This window comes from Clostridium moniliforme (genome assembly GCF_017873235.1).
Taxonomy (GTDB): domain Bacteria; phylum Bacillota; class Clostridia; order Clostridiales; family Clostridiaceae; genus Clostridium; species Clostridium moniliforme.
Genome location: NZ_JAGGJZ010000005.1, coordinates 131,064 through 148,783, shown reverse-complemented (window position 1 = coordinate 148,783; position 17,720 = coordinate 131,064). Strand labels below are relative to the sequence as shown.

General features: G+C 27.8%; 17 protein-coding genes and 1 pseudogene. 5 read left to right on the top strand and 13 right to left on the bottom strand.

The window, feature by feature from the left end; genetic code table 11:
- Positions 1–141: 141 nt before the first annotated feature.
- The 3 genes from J2Z53_RS09175 to J2Z53_RS09165 all read right to left on the bottom strand — a co-directional run bounded on the left by J2Z53_RS09175 (position 142) and on the right by J2Z53_RS09165 (position 4,493).
- Positions 142–1,623, bottom strand: a complete 1,482-nt coding sequence (locus J2Z53_RS09175) for a leucyl aminopeptidase (RefSeq protein ID WP_209797195.1) — start codon at positions 1,621–1,623, stop codon at positions 142–144.
- A 34-nt stretch (positions 1,624–1,657) separates the two neighbouring features.
- Complete coding sequence (gene nrdG / locus J2Z53_RS09170; RefSeq protein ID WP_209797194.1) at positions 1,658–2,176, bottom strand: anaerobic ribonucleoside-triphosphate reductase activating protein; 519 nt, start codon at positions 2,174–2,176, stop codon at positions 1,658–1,660.
- 199 nt (positions 2,177–2,375) lie between these two features.
- On the bottom strand, positions 2,376–4,493 hold the full coding sequence (locus tag J2Z53_RS09165) for an anaerobic ribonucleoside triphosphate reductase (RefSeq protein ID WP_209797193.1): 2,118 nt from the start codon (positions 4,491–4,493) through the stop codon (positions 2,376–2,378).
- A gap of 261 nt (positions 4,494–4,754) precedes the next feature.
- Here J2Z53_RS09165 and J2Z53_RS09160 point away from each other — a divergent pair, with 261 nt between their 5' ends.
- The 4 genes from J2Z53_RS09160 to J2Z53_RS09145 all read left to right on the top strand — a co-directional run bounded on the left by J2Z53_RS09160 (position 4,755) and on the right by J2Z53_RS09145 (position 7,514).
- Positions 4,755–5,759 carry a DUF3048 domain-containing protein gene (locus J2Z53_RS09160; protein WP_209797192.1) on the top strand — a complete coding sequence of 335 codons (1,005 nt, stop codon included), beginning with the start codon at positions 4,755–4,757 and terminating at the stop codon, positions 5,757–5,759.
- Positions 5,760–5,887: 128 nt separating this feature from the next.
- Positions 5,888–6,733 carry a DegV family protein gene (locus J2Z53_RS09155; protein WP_209797191.1) on the top strand — a complete coding sequence of 282 codons (846 nt, stop codon included), beginning with the start codon at positions 5,888–5,890 and terminating at the stop codon, positions 6,731–6,733.
- Positions 6,734–6,739: 6 nt separating this feature from the next.
- Positions 6,740–7,192 (top strand): PadR family transcriptional regulator, encoded by a 453-nt coding sequence (locus J2Z53_RS09150; RefSeq protein WP_209797190.1) that lies wholly within the window; start codon positions 6,740–6,742, stop codon positions 7,190–7,192.
- Positions 7,193–7,325: 133 nt separating this feature from the next.
- Positions 7,326–7,514: a hypothetical protein gene (locus J2Z53_RS09145; RefSeq protein WP_209797189.1), complete on the top strand. Its 189-nt coding sequence runs from the start codon at positions 7,326–7,328 to the stop codon at positions 7,512–7,514.
- A gap of 48 nt (positions 7,515–7,562) precedes the next feature.
- Here J2Z53_RS09145 and J2Z53_RS09140 read toward each other — a convergent pair whose 3' ends face one another.
- The 9 genes and pseudogenes from J2Z53_RS09140 to J2Z53_RS09100 form a co-directional block, all read right to left on the bottom strand.
- Positions 7,563–7,751: a ferredoxin gene (locus J2Z53_RS09140; protein ID WP_209797188.1), complete on the bottom strand. Its 189-nt coding sequence runs from the start codon at positions 7,749–7,751 to the stop codon at positions 7,563–7,565.
- 34 nt (positions 7,752–7,785) lie between these two features.
- Positions 7,786–8,538 (bottom strand): annotated as a pseudogene (locus tag J2Z53_RS09135) (Mrp/NBP35 family ATP-binding protein); the annotation flags it as partial.
- A gap of 74 nt (positions 8,539–8,612) precedes the next feature.
- Positions 8,613–9,458 carry a hypothetical protein gene (locus J2Z53_RS09130; protein ID WP_327786710.1) on the bottom strand — a complete coding sequence of 282 codons (846 nt, stop codon included), beginning with the start codon at positions 9,456–9,458 and terminating at the stop codon, positions 8,613–8,615.
- The gene (locus tag J2Z53_RS09125; RefSeq protein WP_209797186.1) at positions 9,445–10,215 is read right to left on the bottom strand and encodes a prolipoprotein diacylglyceryl transferase; all 771 of its coding nucleotides are present in this window, start codon (positions 10,213–10,215) and stop codon (positions 9,445–9,447) included. Before J2Z53_RS09125 ends, J2Z53_RS09130 begins: the two co-directional genes overlap by 14 nt.
- 114 nt (positions 10,216–10,329) lie before the next feature.
- Positions 10,330–11,610 (bottom strand): hypothetical protein, encoded by a 1,281-nt coding sequence (locus tag J2Z53_RS09120; protein ID WP_234925821.1) that lies wholly within the window; start codon positions 11,608–11,610, stop codon positions 10,330–10,332.
- A gap of 72 nt (positions 11,611–11,682) precedes the next feature.
- Positions 11,683–12,525 (bottom strand): 16S rRNA (adenine(1518)-N(6)/adenine(1519)-N(6))-dimethyltransferase RsmA, encoded by an 843-nt coding sequence (rsmA, locus tag J2Z53_RS09115; RefSeq protein WP_209797184.1) that lies wholly within the window; start codon positions 12,523–12,525, stop codon positions 11,683–11,685.
- Positions 12,526–12,529: 4 nt separating this feature from the next.
- Positions 12,530–13,090 carry a ribonuclease M5 gene (gene rnmV / locus J2Z53_RS09110; RefSeq protein ID WP_209797183.1) on the bottom strand — a complete coding sequence of 187 codons (561 nt, stop codon included), beginning with the start codon at positions 13,088–13,090 and terminating at the stop codon, positions 12,530–12,532.
- A 156-nt stretch (positions 13,091–13,246) separates the two neighbouring features.
- Positions 13,247–14,302, bottom strand: a complete 1,056-nt coding sequence (locus J2Z53_RS09105; RefSeq protein WP_209797182.1) for a 3D domain-containing protein — start codon at positions 14,300–14,302, stop codon at positions 13,247–13,249.
- Positions 14,303–14,552: 250 nt separating this feature from the next.
- Entirely contained in the window at positions 14,553–15,338 is a 786-nt protein-coding gene (locus J2Z53_RS09100; protein WP_209797181.1) for a TatD family hydrolase, read from the bottom strand.
- Positions 15,339–15,436: 98 nt separating this feature from the next.
- On the opposite strand from J2Z53_RS09100, the gene J2Z53_RS09095 reads away from it, so the two are divergent.
- Positions 15,437–16,114, top strand: coding sequence for a Crp/Fnr family transcriptional regulator (locus tag J2Z53_RS09095; RefSeq protein WP_209797180.1), 678 nt, complete (start codon positions 15,437–15,439; stop codon positions 16,112–16,114).
- A gap of 214 nt (positions 16,115–16,328) precedes the next feature.
- Here the strand turns inward: J2Z53_RS09095 and J2Z53_RS09090 are convergent, their stop codons facing one another.
- On the bottom strand, positions 16,329–17,711 hold the full coding sequence (locus J2Z53_RS09090) for a methionine--tRNA ligase (RefSeq protein ID WP_209797179.1): 1,383 nt from the start codon (positions 17,709–17,711) through the stop codon (positions 16,329–16,331).
- Between the last annotated feature and the right edge of the window lie 9 nt (positions 17,712–17,720).

The window sequence follows — 17,720 nt, the reverse complement described above, 5'->3', positions numbered from 1 at the left end:
CTATATACTAATTGTAAAGTTTTTTTAAAATATTTTCATCCTTTAAGTAATTAATTTTTTAATTTATTTTCTTAAAATAAACTATTGTATTTATTAATAATATTTAAAATAAAAAAGGTGGCTAAAAGCCACCTTTTAAAATTAATTATTTTCTCTTCTCTTTGCTAATTCATAAATTGTATTAACAGGAACTCCTGTACCACCTTTTCCCTTATAAGGTTTTTCTGAATCTGTCCATGCAGTTCCAGCAATATCTAAATGTAAGAATGATACACCATCATCAATAAACTCTTCTATAAATAATCCAGCAGTTATTGTTCCTGCATTTCTTCCACCAATATTTTTAATATCAGCTATATCTGATTTTAAAAGCTCTCTATATTCAGGGAATGTTGGTAACTTCCAAACCTTTTCTCCTGTATATTTTGATACAGATTCTAATTCATTATATAACTCATCATCATTAGTTATAACAGCTGTAGTTGTTTCACCAAGGGCAACAAGTGCTGCACCTGTAAGTGTAGCCATTTCTATAACTTCATTTACATTTTCTTTTTTAGTTATATATGTTACTGCATCTGCTAAAGTTAATCTACCTTCTGCATCTGTATTTAAAACCTCAATTGTTTTACCTGACATACTTCCAATTATATCTCCTGGCTTATAAGCATTACCTGATATCATATTTTCACAAGCAGCAATTACACCAATTACATTCATCTTTAATTTTCTCTTTGCAATTGTTGATATTGCACCAATTACAGCGGCTGCTCCACCCATATCTGATTTCATTGTATCCATGCTTGAAGTTGGTTTTATTGAATAACCACCTGAATCATAAGTTAATCCCTTACCAACAAGTCCTAATACATCATCTTTGTTATGCTTATCTCCAAAATATTTCATAACTATAAGTTTTGGTTCTTTAGATGATCCTTTAGCAACAGATACAAATGCTTCCATACCAAATTCTTCAATCTTTTCTTCTCCATAAACTTTAACATCAAATCCATTTTCTTTTCCTAAAACTTTAACTGCATCAGCTAAAATATCTGGATACATTTCATTTGCAGGTTCATTAACTAAATCTCTAGCAATTATTATTCCCTTTGAAATGTCTATTCCTTCTTTAATAAACTCTTCTACTAAATCAACCATAACACCTTTAATGTTATCTCCTAAAATTGATACAGCTACTTCTACATTTTCTTTATCACTTTTATACTTATTAAATTCATAATCTGAAAGCATTAATGATATTGTCATAGCTTTTGCTATTTCAGCTTCGCTTATATCTTCAGTGTCTGGTATTTTAACAACTATATCATAATTTTTTAAGCTTTTCATTTGTTTATAAGCTTTTGATATATTCTCTTTAATTTTTTCTAAGGTTACATCCTTTTCTTTTCCAAGTCCTAATAAAACTATATCTTGGATATTTCCTTCATTATTATAAGTAAAAGTGTAAGTTTCTCCTTCTTTTCCACTAAACTTTTCCTTAGACTTTAAATATTCTATCATATTATTTATTTCAGTAGTTTTTGATTCTAACCTTTCCTCAAATAAAGAAATGATTAATCCTTGAACTTCTGTACACTTTTTACCTTTTGCACTTATCTTCATATCTGTCTCTCCCTTCATATTTATATGTAAATAATTAGTTCATATATTTATGTACTAAAACTATTTCTTTTTGTTCTAAACTTTTTGGTACATCTATTATTCTTTGATTACTTGAACCTCTAAACTTTATACCATCTTCCATTTTATTTTCATCAAATTTTCCATCTATAAGCACATCTATATTGTTTATAAATTCTCTCCAGCCTTTTCTATCATCTAAATGATCTAAAATATACTCAAAAGTATATCCTGTAAAAGACCAAACACTTAATCCATTTTCTTTAAATTTTTTTGCCATATAAGAAAATTCTTCTGCTCTCTCTAAAGGATCTCCACCACTAAAAGTTACTCCTTTAAGAATAGGATTATCTAAAACATCTTTTATAAGTTCATCCATATCTCTTTCTTCTCCACCTTGAAAATCATGAGTATCTGGATTAAAACATCCTTTACAATTATGTCTGCAACCTTGTGAAAAAAACACTCTTCTCATACCAGGCCCATTTACTAAACTTTCATAAGCTATTCCTGCAAGTCTAATCTTTTTTCCCATAAACTCACTCCTTAGTTAATTTACATTATATCATTTTGATAACATTTATCATATATAATTAAAAATATTTATTACTTAATTAATTTTATTAATATTTATATAATATAAAAAGTAATAAAATTAATTATTAAAAACTCTATAATTTTAAAAAAGCTTTTATAACAGAGAGTTTTCTCTATTATAAAAGCTTATAAATAGTCTAACAACTTTGATAACAATTTGTTCCTGTTCCTGTATGAGTTATTCTATCTTGTCTTTCATGATATTTACCTGGTCCAAATCTTTCGTCTAAGCTTAAGTATCCAGTAACTCTTGAAACACCTTGTATGTCTGTGCTACCACAATTATTACACTTCTTTTCATTACTTTGTAAATAAGTTCCACAATTTTTACAATATCTTATATGGAAGTTTATTCCTAAGTAACTTATATTAGTATTTCTATATGCATAATTTAATATATCCATTATATCTTCACCTGATGGAGAATCATCAACTTCTAAGTAGCTTATATGTCCTCCATTACAAAGCTTATGGTATGGAGCTTCTATATCTATTTTATCTTTTATTGAAATAGAACATCCAACTGGAACATGATAACTATTAGTATAATATTCTTTATCAGTTACACCTTTAATTATTCCAAAAACTTTTTGGTCTTGCTTTATGAATTTTCCTGATAATCCTTCTGCAGGTGTTGCATATGCACTCCAGTTAAGCTTTGTTTCTAAAGTTAATTTATCACAATAAGATCTTAAATGTTCAATTATTTTTAATCCAAGTTCTCTTGCTTTTTCATCTTCTCCATGATGTTTTCCAACTAATGCAACAAGTGTTTCTGCAAGTCCTATAAATCCAATTCCCCAAGTTCCTTGTTTTAAAATTGGTTCAATTGAATCATCTGGTGAAAGTCCTTCTGAACCTTTCATTAAGTGTTGACCTGCTACAAATGGTAAATCTTTAACTCTTAGTTTTTTAAGAACTCCATATCTATGCATTAAAGCTTCTTTTGCAAGATTAAGTCTTGTATCAAATATTTCAAAGAACTTATCTATATTTCCTTGTGCTTGTATTCCTATTCTAGGTAAGTTTATAGTAGTTGGTGCTATATTTCCTCTTCCATTAACTCCTGGTTCTCCATTTACATTACTCATAAGGTATGTTCTACATCCCATTGTTGCTGGAATGATTCCCATATCGTAATATTTTTTATTAAAATCAGCATCTATATTCATAAATGTAGGATTCATTCTCTTAGCTGCAACTCTACATGCTAATTTATATAAATAAAAATATGGATCACTTTCTTCTCTATTAACTCCATCTTTAACTCTAAAGATTATATTAGGGAATATTGGTTGCTCTCCCTTTCCTAATCCTTTTTCATATTCTAATAAGAAAATTTCACAAACAAGTGCCGCATCCTTAGATTCTGGTATCCCAATATTCATTGAACTAAATGGAACTTGTGAACCTGCTCTTGAGTGCATTGTATTTAAATTATACACAACTCCTTGCATTGCTTGATGAACTCTTTTTCTTAATTTATCTTCTGCAAGTTCATATATCTTTTCTTCTGAAATTCCAAGTTCTTTTAATTCAGATATAATTTCTTGTCTTGTTGGTTCTACAAAAATACCCATGTCATTATCAAAGTTTGGATGTGATTGACCTCCAAACATATCATTTTGAGTTGATTGTAATAATATACATGATAATTCTGCTGCTGTTTCTATTCTTTTTGGCTTATTTATAGTTCCGTATCCTGTATTGAATCCTCTTTCTAAAACCTCTCTAGTTGGTATATGAAGACAATTAGTTGTTAAGTTATAACTATCTAAATCATGGTAATATAAATCACCAATTTCATGAGCTTTAGCTAAATGCTTTGGCATTGATGCTAAATTATACCATTTGTTTGATTCAGATGCTATTCTTAATAATTTAGAACTAAAATTATTACCTACATTTGCATTATCTCTATCAGTTTCTACACCTATCTTGCTAATAGCTCTCATAAGATCTGATTTTATTTCTCTAACAGTTGTTCTGTCTTTTCTATAATTTCTGTATGCACTTAATACTTCGTTTAAATCTAATTCCATTAAAGCTTTTTCTACAAGATTTTGAACTTCTTCTACAGATATTTTATTTTCACCGCTTAATTCTATATAGCTAATAACCTTTTGAACTATCTCTAAAGTCTTACTTGTTTTTAAATTTATATTTATTTCCTCAGCTGCACGCTTTATAGCACTTGCTATCTTATCTGAATTGAATTCAACTTCCCTGCCGTCTCTTTTAACAACATATAGCACATAAACTACCCCCGTTCACACAATATATAGTATATTTTTTAAATGCTTGTATTATTATACTTCAAAAAATATTTAAGTGCAATTACATTTTTTTTTTAATTATTCGATATATATTCTATTCTTACTTAGTTAAATCTGTTTAAATCTTCCTCCCTCTCTTTTTTCAATCTTGACAGAAAAATTTCTTATTGAATAATGAATTAATTAAGGCATAACCTTAATATATATTAAGTAATTAGCTTTTTATTTTAGGAGGAAAATATGAGAAAAAAATTATTATTATATCTTATTCCAATATTTATGATTTCATCATTAGTATCTTGCAATTCTAGCAAATCTATTCCTACATCTCAAAATAATATAGAAAGTATAAAAACTGAAAAAATATATAATTATCCATTTACAGGTATTGAATCAAAAGAAAATCCTGAAGCCAAAACTCCATATATGGCAGTTGTTGAAAATTCTAAAGCTTCAAGACCACAAAGTGGACTATCATTTGCTGACATAGTATACGAAACTTCAGCTGAAGGGGGAATTCCTAGATTTATTGCTATATATCATAGTAATAATGCTAAAAAAATAGGCCCTATAAGAAGTATTCGTCCATATTTTTTAACTATATCAAAAGAATACTCCCTTCCTATAGCTCATTGTGGTGGATCTAAAGAAGCCCTTAATGAGGTAAAAGAAGATACTGCAATTATGAGTCTAAACGAAATGTATAACGGTAAATATTACTATAGAGATGATGAAAGAAAAGCTCCTCACAATTTATATACATCAAGTACTAAAATATTGAAAGCTATAGAAGATAAAAAATATAATTTAAAAGCAGAATCTCCTTTGAAATTTGATAAAGAAACTTTCAAAAACGAAGCTTTAAAATCAAGTACTAATATAATAGTTGAACCTAATAATGTATATAAAACCTCTTATACTTTTAAAGATGGTTTGTATACCAAACATATGGATGGAGAAATTGCAGTAGATGCTCTAACAAATAAGCCACTAACATTTACTAATATAGTCATACAAAAAACTGATATAACTTTACAAGCTGACAATTCTCATTTAGATATAGATTTAGTTAATACTGGAGATGGACTTTTATTTTCTAATGGAAAAGTAATGGAAATAAAGTGGAATAAAGATTCAGAATTTGGAGATACTAGACTCTATGATTTGGAAGGAAATGATGTCTCTTTAACACCAGGTAATACTATATGGAATATAGTAAATTCCGACTCTAAAATAACTTACTAAATCTAAAAAGAAATTATTTTTGTAAATAATTTCTTTTTTCTTGCTAAACATTATCAGTAATGCTATAGTTTATATTATCAGTAGTGATAAAGATTTTATTATAATCTAAAAATTAGGAGGAATCATTCATGCAAAAAATTGCTGTTTTAACTGATAGTGGATCAGATTTAACTTTAGATGAATTAAAGAAGAATAACATAGAATTTGCACCATTTAAGGTTATATACTCAACTGGTGAATTCGAAGATAAAATAGATTTAAGCCCCGAAAAAGTTTATGCTGATTTAGATAAAGAAATACCAACTACTTCATTACCTAGTACAGCTAGAATTGAAAATATATTAAATAAATTAGAAGAAGAAGGATATACTCATGTAATCGCAGTTACAATTTCAAGCGGGCTTTCAGGAACTAGCAATGCAATAAGATTAGCTCTTGAAGATCATCCTAAATTAATATCTCATGTTTTTGATACTAAGATACTTAGTATGGCTGAAGGAGCTTTAGTATTAAATGCAGCAGAATTAGTTAAAGAAGGAAAAACATTTGAAGAAATAATTGATGAACTACCAAAACTTCGTAAAAAAACTTATGGTTACTTTACTATAAACACATTAGAATATTTAAGAAAAGGCGGAAGAATAGGAAAAGTTGCTGGAACAATCGGTGAAATATTAAATTTAAAACCTATTATTTCTGTTGATGATGAAGGAGTATACTATACTTTTGCAAAAGTACGTGGAAGAAAACAATCAATAAATAGACTTTTAAAGATAGCAAAGGAACACCTTGATAAATGTAAATGTAAAGTATGGGTTTTAAATGGTGGATCTTCTTCTGAAGAATTTAATCCATTTTTTGAAGCAGTTTCTAAGTTACACAATATAGAATCAATAGCTCCTGCTACAATTGGACCAGCATTAGGAGTTCATACAGGACCTGGTTTATTAGGATTAGTATTTCAAGAGGTGTAATAACTAATGAAAAAAACAAATTTTTCTGATTTAAAGGATATAGAATCTGAGGAAAAACGTCTTTATGAGGAATATAAAAAGAAAATTAACGAACTAAAAAAAGTAAAAAAAGAAAAAGAAGCGGTTGGTCAGGTTTTTACAAAGGGACTTTTACCGATTTACGTTCTTCATATACTAACTTTAGGTCCTACAACAGGAAATTATATATCTCATGAAATAGGAGTCCGTACAAAAGGGAATTGGATTCCTAGCACAGGAGGAATATATCCATTATTAAAAAGTTTTGAAAAAGAGGGCTTAATTGTTGGAACTTGGGATAATCCTAAAAAAAAATTCAGAAAAATATATTCTATTACTCCAGCTGGTAAAAAAGAATACTTAAAAAAGAAATATTTATTAAAGCCTAAAATAGAAGAAGCTTTAGATGTTTTTAAAATTATATATAACGATATTTATTAAAAGATGCTAATTATTAGCATCTTTTTTTGTATAGATATTGTATATGATGATAACAATATTAATATTAAAAAACAATTGTAATAACTACAAGATAAATGCATACTATGAAATTACTATTAAGGAGGTTTATATCTTGCGTGGACAAATTATTGATATTAATGATATAGAGGCTTTTATAAAATTAGAAGATGGAAGATTAATTTCAATACCATCTTATAAAACTAATAGCTCTTCTATTGGTAACTATATATACCTAACAGATACTCTTTCAAATTCTCCATCTAATCATTATTTTTGTAAATATACAAACAACATTTTCTAATAAAAATAGCAGATCTAAAATTTTAGATCTGCTATTTTTATTATTTAATTATTCTGTTTCAATAGCATCAACTGGACAGTTTTCTGCTGCTTCACTAGCACCATCTTCATGTTCTTGTGGTACATCACTATTAAAAGCTATTGCTTTTCCATCATCATCCATTGTAAATACATCTGGACAAATTGATGGACACAGTCCACAACCAATACAAGTATCCTTATCTACATGTGCTTTCATATAAAAATTCTCCTCTCTTTATAGAGAGTACATCTTAATATAATCCTTCGAAGATTAATGAGTATAGAGGATTATCTAATACGTACTCCTCAGCTCTTCCCTCTTCTAATGCTTCTGTAAGCTCTAAGTTTATTGGAAGTTCTCCTAAAAGTGGTAATCCAAGATATTCTGCATGTTCTTCTGCTGATTTTTTACTAAATACTCTTAATTTCTTGTCACAACCATCACAAATTATGTAAGACATATTTTCAACAACACCTCTTATTGGTGTTCCTACTTTTTGAGCCATCTTTACAACCTTTTTAACAATCATTGAAACCATATCTTGTGGTGTTGAAACTATTATAAGTTCTTTTATGTTAAAATCATTCATAACTGTAAGAGCTATATCTCCTGTTCCAGGTGGCATATCAATTAATAAATAATCTAATTCTTCCCATTCAGTATCAAAATACATTTGATTTAATACTCCAGTTATTACTGGACCTCTCCATATAACTGGATCATCTTCTACATCAGTTAAAAGATTCATAGACATAACTTTTATTCCACTATTAGTAGTAGCTGGGATGAACTTTAAGTTTTGTTCATCTATTGATATTATTTGCCCTCTTTTATTATTTATACCAAAAAATCTTGGCATTGATGGACCTGTTATATCTGCATCAAGAACTCCAACCTTGTAGCCTTTCTTTCTAAGAATAGTTGCCATTATACCAGTTACAGTAGATTTACCAACTCCACCTTTACCGCTTATAACTCCAATTACATTTTTTATTTTCCCGTATTTTGGTTTCTTTTTAAATTCACCTATTGGTGTTCCTTTAGTTGAAAATTCATTCATTTCTCTTCCTCCTCAGTTTACCAGTTTTCAGGCTTTTGCCCATTCTTTCCTACTGTTATATCCCATTTTTTAAAGTCATAATGGCCTACAACATAATATTTACTATATACATTATCAGTCTTATTATCTATTGTTATAAGTGTTCTAAATGTGCTACTATCATAACCTTTGTTTTGTACATTAACAATTACATTAAAATCTTGAGAATTATCCTTTTTCATAATTTCAGCTCCAGGAATTATCTTTTGAACATCCTTTTGGAAGCCTTGTAAATCAACTGAAAAAACATATTTAACACAATCTATATCTCCAAGTATATTAATTCCAACCTTATACTTTCCATTTCCAAGTTGATCTTTATTCATCTCTAGTACCTTCATTATTGTTCCATAGTAAATTGAATTAAAATCTCTTGGTCTTCTTATAAATGATAAATTATTTATTATTGTCTGGTCTAAATTTTTAGGAACTTTATATGCATTGGTATCATTATAAAAATTACCTTTTCCACTTTCAGAAACACCAACAACATAATTATATGTTTTAACTTGATCTCCTGAATGAATTTTGAAAATATAATCTGGATCCAATGAACTTCTTTCTGATTCTGGGTTTCCAGATGATAATTCTTTATATATTTCTTGAATAGCCTTTGGATCAGTAACCTTAAATCTAAATCCTGTATCCCTACTGCTTTCAATTATAATTTCATCTACTTTATTTGTTTTCATATAATTAAAATCATTATTTCTAAGCCCAAGTTTAACCATTGCATCGTTTAATGGAGAACATCCAACCATGGTTACTCCAATAATAAGCATAGTACAAAGCATTAGTATTTTAGTTATTCTACTTTTTTTCACCTTGTTTATCTCTCCTTTTTATTTTATCCAAATTGTATATTATACATCCAAAAATCAATGTGAAAATAGCTATAAACTGCGATGTAGATAATACTCCTACATTTCCTCTAGGATCATTTCTTAAAAATTCAACAAAGAATCTTCCAATACTATATATTATTATGTATAAAGCTAAAACTCTTCCTTCTCTTTTGTTTTTTCTACTATACCATAATAATACTCCTCCTAGGATAAAATCAAATATTGAGCTATAAATTTGGGTCGGTATTAAGTTTATTCCACTTGGAGCTAAAGAATTTACTGGAAATTTTACTCCTATTGGAAGTGAAGTTTCCTTTCCATAGCAACATCCTGCTAAGAAACACCCTATTCTTCCAAATCCTTGGGCCAAAGCTACACATGGAGCTGCAAAATCTAACAATTTCAAAGAATCAAATTTATTTTTCTTACAATATAAATAAAGGACTAAAGCACCTAAAATTATTGCTCCATAAATAACAAACCCATTACCAAAATCAAAAAGAATTGATGGATCATTAATTATACTCTTAAGTTCAGTTATTATAAATAATATTTTACCGCCTAAAACACCACCTATAACTGTGAATATCAGTAAATTTAACATTTTATCTTCATTGTATCCAGCGTTTTTTGTTTTCTTTAAAAATATAGCTGAGGCTACTATTATACCTATAGCTATCATAAATCCATAGCTGTACACTTTGAAGTTTCCTATTTGAAATAATATTAATCTCATATATCCTCCAAAACTCGTATAAGTAATTAGGAGAAGCTTAAGCTTCTCCTAATCATATTTAAATTATAATACTTTACATTATCATTGGCAAACTATTGTTATATTACAATTTTATTACTTTGAAGGCACAACAATAGTTGAATTTTTATAATCATAAAACATTAACCAAAAACCAATATCATCATCTTTTTTCTTACACCAAGTAACAAATCCTGATTTACCTCCATATGGTTGCTCATCCTTATCCTTTTTACCTGGAATAGCATAAACTAAGTACTTTAAATTTCCTTTTGAATCACACTTATATCCAATCATAAAGTATCCATGTCTTCTTATATATGGATAGTAATTTAACATAGGATAATAAATTATTGAATATCTATTATAATCATTAATGCTGCACATATCTTCTATATCTCTAACAGGCACTTTATACCACTTGCAATAAGGCAATCCCTTAAATTCTCCTTTAACCTGCTCTAAATCATTAACTAGATTTTCAAAAAAGTCTCCAATCCCACCTCTTAACTTAAAGTCATATGGATCTAAACTTTGTTCTATGTTTCTTTCATAGTTCTCAAATTTTTCTAATACAGGTTCTCTTTCACTACATGAACATTTTAAATTATCATTTTTTTCATCATAATCATATTTTTCTTCATGTTCTTTATCATTCTCATCTTTATCATGATCTTCTTCACGACATTTATGATCACATACATCTTTATGATATTTGTTTTCATCTTCTTTATTGTCATCATCACATTTGTCATGTTCATCTTTTTTATCATAATCTTTCTTATTAGAATCATCTTTATCATTGTGATATTTATTGTTTAAGTTATCCTTATCTTCATGATACTTATTATATTTCTCTTCATTATTCTTTTCATTATCATTTTCTTTTTTATCATAGGATTTTTTAATATATTCTTTTGGCTTTATATTTTTACCTTTGTCATCACAACTTAAAACCTTAAAGTTCTTCCATCCATCTTGATACTTTTCTCCATTAATAAATCCATACATTAAAAAGTCTAGTTTTTCTCCTACCTTCTTACATACTGCTGCTCCTGAAATTTTATCGTAAGAAAAATCTAGTCCTCCTATATCATCAGAAAAATATTCTATACAAGCTTCACCTTTACCAACATTATTAATATCCATTGGTCCCATATCAATAATTTGTTTCATATCTTTTTTGTTGCAAATAAGTACTATGGCATAACTGTCATCCTTTTTTAAGTTCTGAGCATAAAATGTTATTTTACACTTATCCCCTTTTGCTTCAATTTTTGCATATCCAGATAAAGCCTTTTCATTTTTAGAAGAGTTTTTATAATTTTCATCTTCTTGTAATATTATAAAATTTCTATATAACTTATTATGTGCCAATCTCAAATTACCTCCACATACATTTATTCAATATATTATATGCGTGAAGGTTCCTGTTATGATAATATTAGTTTATTTATATTCATAAATTCTATCACTAAGCTTTGCAAACTCTTCAAGGGATAAAGTTTCTCCTCTTCTCTTAGGATCTATTCCAGCTTCTTCAAAAGCTTTTTGTAAATTTTCTTTATTTAATCCTATATTCTTTACTCCATTCCATAAAGTTTTTCTTCTCATATTAAATGAGCTTCTTATTATTTCAAACATAAGAGTTTCATCTTTAACTTTAACCTTTGGCTCATCTAGTCTGTCTAATCTTATAACTATAGACTCAACTTTAGGTCTTGGTATAAATGAACTTGGAGCAACCTTTCTTATTATTTTAGTATTACAATAATATTGAACTAATAGTGAAAGTGATCCATATTCCTTGCAATTTGGCTCTGCATCAATTCTCTCTGCAACCTCTTTTTGAATCATTATAGTTAAGCTCTTAAACTTATATCCATCCTTTAAAAGTTTAACTATAATTGGAGTAGTTACATAGTATGGAAGGTTAGCTACCAGCTTTACACTTTTTTCATCTCCAATTATCTCATTAAAGTCAACTTTAAGTGCATCCTTGTGTATAAGTGAAAAGTTTGGATGACTTCCAAGTTCTTCAGTTAATATAGGTATTAAATCACTATCTAATTCAATTGAAACAACCTTTTTAGCTTTATTTAAAAGATGAGCTGTAAGTGTTCCAACTCCAGGACCTATTTCTATTACTAAATCCTCATCATTTACATCTGCACCACTTACTATATCATTTAACACAGAATCATCTATAAGAAAGTTTTGTCCTAAACTCTTTGAAAATTTAAAGTTGTACTTTTTTACAAGTTCTTGAGTTTTATAATCTTTTATTTCCATATTATTATTCTCCTATTTCCTTATCTACCTTTTGTATAGCTTTTACAAATTCATCTTTATCTATTCCATAATTATTTAATCTAGATACCATTTGCTTTGCATTTCCATATCCAATTCCAAGTTCTTTTCCAAGGGCCATTCTTCTTTCTTTTGCTTTACTATCTGCTGTAAGTTTAAAGAAAAACATATCTTCCATTCCATAAATAGCTGTCTTCTCTTCTAATGTAACCTTAGCTCCTTCTAAAGCTCTTATTATAACTTCAGGGCAAGCATTCTCTACTCCAATATCTCCGTCTTTTAATCCATCTTCTTGAGCAATATAAGCATGCTTTATTCCCTTTACTCTTTTTCTAATAATACTTCTTATCTTTTCTCCTGCAAAATCAGGATCAGTAAGAACTATTACCCCCTTTCTTTTTTGAGCTTCTTTTATTCTATCTATAACTTTTCTATTTATTCCAAATCCTCCAACAGCAATAAGTTCTGCATCTACAGCCTTTTTTACTGCATCAATATCATCTCTACCTTCTACAACTATAACTTCTTTTATAACCTTTTTCTCCACAACTTTACATCCTTTCGCTAATTCTAATTATTCCTTAGCAGTTTTCTATATAAATAATTTACATATATATGAATGGTATGTCAAATAACTAACTATTATATTTATATAAAAAAATAAGAGATAACACATTTTTTTGTTATCTCTATAAAAATCATACTATTCTCCTGGATAAGATACTATATAAACATCTACGCCATATTTTCTTCCCCATGAATTACATTGACTTGAACTATTGAAGAAAACATCTATTATATTTCCTTTAATAGCCCCACCAGTATCTGCGGCTCTTGCATAACCATATCCTTCTACATATACTAAGCTACCTAACGGTATAACTCTTGGGTCAACTGCTATTGTACTTACACCACCAGGGTTGTACACTGGTTTTACACCAGTAGCAGTAGTATTATGTCCTGAATATGCTGTTGATTCCATAACTAAATGTTTTTTATATTGTACTGAATCTCCTCTATTTGGTATATATTTTACAGGATTTTTAGTACCTTGTACAACAATTGCGTTTATAGGAGTTGCAACAACTTTGCTACTTACTTCTGTCTTTGAAGCCGCCTTGCCATCTTTATAAACCACTTGGTAAGTAACTTCTTGTTTTCCATTCTTACCTACAGCTTCAACCTTCTCCTTCCCTTTTTCAAGAGATGAGTCATTCTTAGTTACTGTGTCATAAGGTATTTCTTTATGTTCTGTTATATTTTTAGTTTCAACCTTTATGACATCAACATTCATATCTTTTTCTATTGGAGCATTTGGTCCAGGCTTAATTTCATCAACGCCCTTTACATACTCTACTCCTTCTTTTTTAAGTTGATCATTACTAGCTACTAAGGCATCTTCAACATTATCTTCTGCTGAAAGAACTGTAACATCTTTCTTTGCAAAGTTAACCTTGATAGGCACGGCCTTCTTAACTGTAATCTCTTCAGCCTCATTAATTTTGGATTCTAAGGATGGTTGCACTTTATCATGTTTAGATACTTCTATACCTTTATCTTGCAACGCATCTTTAACAGTCCCCTTATATGTGATAAATACTTCTTCTTTTCCGTCAATTCTTAATTTTACTGTCTTTCTCATCGTAACAATTGTAATTACTGCTACTGCCACAACACAGACCGTGGCTAATATCACTATTTTTGCCTTCGGACCGTTAGAAAAACTTTTCTTAATAAAAGTTTTAAATTTTTCTACCATTGATTTCCCTCCTTTGGCAAGAGTGTCTTTTGCATTATATATTACTTTTTAATATTTTGTCAAATTAAAAGCCTCTTGCTTTTTTGAACTGATATAAAAAAATGCAATATTTTGCATAATAAAAAATGTATAATTCCTATATATCTTTCAGTTCTTTATGGAGTCTCCTTACGTCTATGGTATTAGTTAAAATGTCTCCTCTACATAAGAGTATGAATCAAAATTACAATTAATTCCATTTAATTATATTCTATTTTTCTTTTTTAATCAAGTTATAGAAATTATCATTTAGCTTCATATTTAATTCAATTGGATCTAAATCTCTTATCTCTGCTAATTTTTCTATTATTTCTTTTATATAATCCGACCTATTTCTCTTTCCTCTGTTTGGTACAGGTGCCATAAATGGAGCATCAGTTTCAACAAGCATTCTATCTAAAGGTATATCTTTTGCAACTTCAACAATCTTTTTAGCATTTTTAAATGTTACAACTCCTGTAAATCCTATATAATATCCAAGCTTTATACATTCTCTTGCAAACTCAACACTTCCTGAAAAACAATGGATAATCCCTTTAACTTCTGGAAATTCTTTTATTATGTCAAGAGTATCTTTATGCGCATCTCTATCATGAATTATTACAGGCATATTTAATTCCTTTGCAAGTTCCATATGCTTTCTCAAAACTTCTTTTTGAATTTCTCTTGATGGATTTTCGTCCCAATAATAATCTAATCCAATTTCTCCAACTGCAACTATCTTATCATTTGCTTTTATCATATCTTTTATTATATCAAGTCTTTCTTCTGTAAACTCATCTGCATTTTCAGGATGTATTCCTAATGCCCCATATACAAAATCATATTTTTTTGTAAGTTCATCTGTTAATTTAACACTATCATATGATGATGCACAATTTAATATTCCAATAACACCATTTTCTTTTAATTCTTCAAGTATATTTTCTCTATCTATATCATAATCTTCTGAATCATAATGGGCATGAGTATCAAAAATTTTATATTTATTTTCCATAGTCTATATCTCCCTCTTTAAATAATTTAATATGTATATTATTATACATTATAAGTAACTTATACAAAACATATGAAAATCGAAAGGATGTGAAAATCATGAATAATAATGAAATAATTTCTATATTAAAAACTTCTCTATTGTTTAAAAATTTTAGTGAAAATGAATTAAGCATACTACTAAAAAATCCTTTAGTTAATATAAAAGATTATTCAAAAGAAGAAACCATTTTCTTTCATACTGAAAAATGTGATCATTTAAGTATTATAATAAGTGGAAAAATTGAAATTCAACAAAATGATGCTAACGGTAACACCCTAGTTGTAACTAGATTACAAAAGGGTAATATGTTCGGAGAAAATCTTCTCTTTGGAGATAAAAATATTTACCCTATGGATGTTGTTAGTAAGGATAAAAGTTTAGTTCTTCATATAAATAAAAAAGAGGTTACAAACCTCCTTCAATCAAATCAAAATTTTCTATTATTATTTTTAAAATTATTATCAAATAAAGCTATGCTTTTAAGTTCAAAATTACGCCAAGTAACATCTAAATCTTTAAGAGATATGATATATGATTTCTTATTAAAAGAATCTAGAAAACAAAATAGTGATACAATAATATTAACTATGACAAAACAAGCTTTAGCGGATTCATTTGGTGTTCAAAGACCTTCTCTTTCTAGAGAATTAATAAAATTAAAAAATGAAAATATAATAGACTACGACAGAAAAACTATTAGAATATTAGATTTTGATAAAATTTATTCAAATTAATTACTTTTATTGAAATTTTAATATTTTAATTATTATCTCTTAATATTTTATTATATTTTTTGACACATAAATGACATATTACTAGGTTATTATGTAATTGTAAAGTAGTTAAAGCATTATTATTTACCCCTTATAACCATCTTAATTGATTGGTTTGCCTAGAGTATCTCGTCCCCCTATTGTAGATATTCTAGGTTTTTTATTTTACTATATTTTAAAATTTATTTTCTTTTAGTTTTTTAATTTCTTCTATTATATTTTTCTTATCTATACTTTCAAAAATTGGTTCATAAACTAATTTTGCTGGCATCTTTTTAATAGTTATAAAATTCCAAGTAAACTCATTTACACAAAATTTTGCTTTTATCTTTCTACTTGTTTTTGGTAAAAATGGTTCTAATATATTAGCTAAATTTATTACTATATTAATAGAAGGTTTTGTTTTTTTATTTTCTTCTATTATATAAGAAAATATTTCTTTTAATGCACTTTTAAATTCTCCATATTCTATCTTATCTCCTACGCTAAAATATAAATTTAATATTTTATTTTTCTCTTCTAAAGTACATTCTTTTATATTTCCATTTAATATTGATTTTTTGTATAATTCATTTAATTCTAAAACTAAATCATAATTATGTGAATTGATAAAATTTTTCCATTTAAAATCAGTATCTTTAAATTCAGGTCCATTTAATATTAAATAGTATCTTAAAGTATCAACATCATATTTTTTAAGTATTTCATCTACCCAAATTGCCCAATTTTTATTTGTAGAAAAATCTTTACCTTCAAGTTTTAAATGTTCACTAGAAATAATATTTAATTTAGTATTTTTAAATCCTAATGATGCTAAAAGTCCAGGAAAAACTATAGTATGAAATGGTATATTATCCTTTCCATGAACTAAATATACCTTACTATCATCACCATCCCAATAATCTGAAAGTTTATCCTCTTTACCCTCTAAATATTTAGAAGTTGCAGTAATATATCCCATTAACGCCTCAATCCATACAAAAATCTTTTTATCAGAAAAACCTTCTAATGGTACATCAACTCCCCAATCTATTTCTTTAGTTACAGCTCTATCTCTTAATCCTTCATCTATATATCTTTTAGTTATATCTTGAGCATTTTTTCTCCAAAATTCTTGTTTAATAAATGTTCTCTTTACATCCTTTTCTACCTTAGAAAGCGCAAAGAATAAATGTTTATTTTCTTTATTATCCTCTAAATCATTTTTTTCATATATATATCCATTTTTATACAACTTTACAATAAATTCTTTTACCATATTTTTATGATATTCTGTATCAGTATGTGTAAATAAATCAAATGAAAAATTTAAATTTTTAAAACAGTTTAAAAACTCTTTGTGATATTTATCCAAAGTTTCCTTCGGAGTAATCTTTAATTCTTCTGCCTTCCTTTTTACTAAATGGCCATGAGCATCACTACCTGATATGAATATTACATCATCACCCATCATTCTATGATACCTTGCAAGAATATCACCTGGTAAAAATACTGCTATTCTTCCTAAATGAAGCTTACCATTTGCATAAGGCCAAGCGTTTCCTATTACAACCTTCATAATTCACCT